The sequence below is a fragment of the Succinivibrio sp. genome, assembly GCF_045124615.1.
GTDB classification, from domain to species: domain Bacteria; phylum Pseudomonadota; class Gammaproteobacteria; order Enterobacterales; family Succinivibrionaceae; genus Succinivibrio; species Succinivibrio faecicola.
In genome coordinates, this window is the sequence record NZ_JBGVMC010000339.1 from 1 (window position 1) to 3,171 (window position 3,171).

Annotated in this window: 3 protein-coding genes; 2 read left to right on the top strand and 1 reads right to left on the bottom strand. The window is 36.5% G+C overall.

What is annotated here, in order from left to right:
• Both ACJML3_RS08995 and ACJML3_RS09000 read left to right on the top strand, forming a co-directional pair.
• On the top strand, positions 1-850 hold an 850-nt coding region (locus tag ACJML3_RS08995), incomplete at its 5' end, for a recombination-associated protein RdgC (RefSeq protein ID WP_406022511.1).
• Positions 837-2,144, top strand: a complete 1,308-nt coding sequence (locus ACJML3_RS09000) for a U32 family peptidase C-terminal domain-containing protein (protein WP_219937681.1) — start codon at positions 837-839, stop codon at positions 2,142-2,144. The genes ACJML3_RS08995 and ACJML3_RS09000, both read left to right, overlap by 14 nt.
• 135 nt (positions 2,145-2,279) lie before the next feature.
• On the opposite strand, the gene ACJML3_RS09005 is transcribed toward ACJML3_RS09000, so the two are convergent.
• Positions 2,280-3,171 (bottom strand): GGDEF domain-containing protein (locus tag ACJML3_RS09005; protein ID WP_406022514.1); only part of this gene is annotated, 892 nt, incomplete at its 5' end.

Below are 3,171 nucleotides of genomic sequence, written 5' to 3' on the forward strand. Positions count from 1 at the left end.
CGAGGCAAAAGTAGAAGAGCTACTTGCAAAAACAGCTTTCAAGCCTTGTGAGGCTAACGAACAAAGCTCAATTGGATTTGCACCTATGTTCGGTTCAAATACACAATTTCACTTCTCAACAGGTAACAATCACTTTTTAAAACTTGTTGAAGAAACAAAACTTTTACCATCTCAAGTGGTAAAAACTCAGGTTGATGAACAGGTTGAGAAAAAAGAACTTGAACTTAAAAGAGTTCTTAACAAGCAGGAAATTGAAACTGTTAAGGCTGCTGTATCAAACTCTCTTTTATCAAAAGCTTTTGCTACAAGAAAAGAACTTCTAATCTGGTTTAATACACAGGCAAACATTGTCGGAATCAGTGCAAGTTCAGCTAAACGTGCAGAAAGTGCCCTTGCAATGCTAAGAGAGGCATTCATGTCTTTTGGTGCAAAACTTCTTGCTCCAAAGTGCGTGGTTGAGGCAAGAATGACAACATGGATAAAAGAAAATAATCTGCCAGAGAAATTTGATTTTGGCTCTGAGGTTACCTTAAAAAGCACAGATGATGATGGCGGCATAATTAGAGCTTCAAAAGAAGACTTAACAAGTCAGGAAATTGCAGTTCATCTTAATGCTGGAAAGAATGTTTATGAAATAGCACTCAACTATGATGAAGCTGTAACATTCTCTCTTACAAACGATCTTACAATCAAAAAGGTAAAGCCAACTGACATTTACCTTGAACACAACCTTCCAAACAAGGTTGAAGACGAGATAGCTGATGCTCAATCTCTACTCATATTACAAGGTGAAATCTTTACTGAACTTTGCAGTTATATAATGGAGATCTTTGACTGTGACAGAACTTAAAAAACCAGAGCTTTTAGCTCCAGCAGGCTCACTTGAACATCTGCATATGGCTCTAAACTATGGTGCTGATGCTGTATATGCAGGTGTGCCAAAATGGTCATTGAGAGTCCGAGGAAACGGCTTTATCAGAGAAGACTTCATCAAAGGTATTGAAGAGGCACATTCACTTGGTAAAAAAGTTCATGCGGTTTTAAATATTATTCCTCATGTAAGAAGGGTGAAAGCCTTTGAAAAAGTTGTAGATGAAATGGCAGAGCTTAAGCCTGATGCTTTCATCATGGCTGATCCTGGTCTTATCGACATTGTAAGAAACCGTTATCCTGATATTCCTATTCATCTGTCAGTTCAGGCAAATACAGTTAATGCAGGCTCTGTAAAATTCTGGCAAAAAGTCGGTCTTACAAGATGCATTCTTGCAAGAGAGCTATCATTAACAGAAATCGATATGATTAAACAAGAATGTCCTGACATGGAAATCGAGGTTTTCGCTCACGGTGCTCTTTGTATCGCTGTTTCAGGAAGATGCCTGATTTCAGGTCTGCTCTCTCACAGAGATGCAAACATTGGTGCTTGCAATAACTCATGCCGCTACGGTTTTAACGTAAGAAACGTTCATGCAGCAACATCCGATGACATGATTGCTTTTGATAAGGCAAATGACACTATCATATGTGCTGATCTTGAAGAAAGCATGCATCACCCAGGAGAGTGGATGCACATGGAAGAAGATCTCAATGGTTCATATCTTATGAACTCAAAAGATTTGTGCACTCTACCTGTATTAAAGAAACTTATTGAAATAGGCGTTGATTCTTTAAAGATTGAAGGCCGCTCAAGATCACCATTCTATTCTGCAGCAATTTCTCGTGCATACAGACTTGCAATTGATGCAATTGTAAGAGGTGAGCAAATCCCTGATGAGAGTTACACAATTGTAAACTCTATTCCATCAAGAGGATATACTACTGCTCTGCTTGAGCCACACAGACCAGATCAGACTCAGGATTATGAAACAAACTCACCAAATCCTGGAACACTTCAGATCTGTGGTGAGATCCAGAGTCAGGATGAAGACGGTACTTTAAATATAGCTGTTAAGAACCGTTTTGAAAAAGGCTCAAAACTTGGAATTTTCACACCTTCAGGTATGCTGCCATTAAGTGCTGAGAATATGGTGGATGCAAAGAAGGGCAATGCTCTTGATGTAGCTCCTGGAACAGGATATTTTGTCAAGATCCCTTATGATAAGAAAATTGATTTATCAACTTCTGTCATGCTGAGAATTGACAATTGATATCTTCATCCTGCTAAAGCAGGATGATTCCAACTTCAGAGGCTAATTGTTTCGGTTGGCAAGAGAGGCTCATCCTATGAGATCCACTCAGATGAAGTCTTTAAAAACACTTAAAAGCACTTCACTCAAGTGCTTTTATTCCGTTAAACGAGAATAATCCTTTTTGCTTGAACGCTTATTCTCGTACATTAGTTTATCTGCTGCATCAATAAACTCCCGCACAGAGTTGAATCTTGAATCGAATCTTACGAATCCGGTTGATACTGAAAGCTCATAAGGAGCGATAACAAGTTCACTTAAATCATTTACTGCTTTATCAATATAAGAACATACACTGATCGCTTTTTCTTCATCAGAGTTTCTTTTGATAAGAATAAATTCGTCGCCGCCATATCTGCACAAGAAACAGTTGAATGTATCAGCTACATACTTTAACAGTTTGGATATTTCAATAAGTACAACGTCACCTTCATTGTGACCAAAATTATCGTTTATATGTTTAAATTTATTTAAATCAATAAACATCATGAAAGTGTTCTTTCTTTGAGACTCTGAAAGAGACATTAGACTATTCAGATATGATTTCAATTCATTTCTGTTATTCAATGTTGTCAGATCATCAATCGATATTCTCATATGCTGATGTAATGTCATTAGATAAAAAAATGAAATTGCATATGCTACTGAAACATAATTTGTATGAAGCAGAAGATTTGCAGGAGCTATTATAAAAGGCACTGATACTGTTAAATACAGTAGAATTCTGTCTATTAATGATACAGAAAAATCTGAAAATCTCTTTTTCAGATCAACCATGATTGACAGAAAATTGATTATTCCTAAAACAGAATAAAAACCAATGCTTCCAATTAACAATGAATAAAATCTTCCAGGAACAAAGTTTCCACCGAAAGTTAAGAACTGAATATATCCGTTAAAAGGTGATGTAATAATAAAGTAAGTTATTATAATAAATGGAAGTGATAGTAAAAACAGCTTAATATCTTTTGAACGTATCGCATCCTTT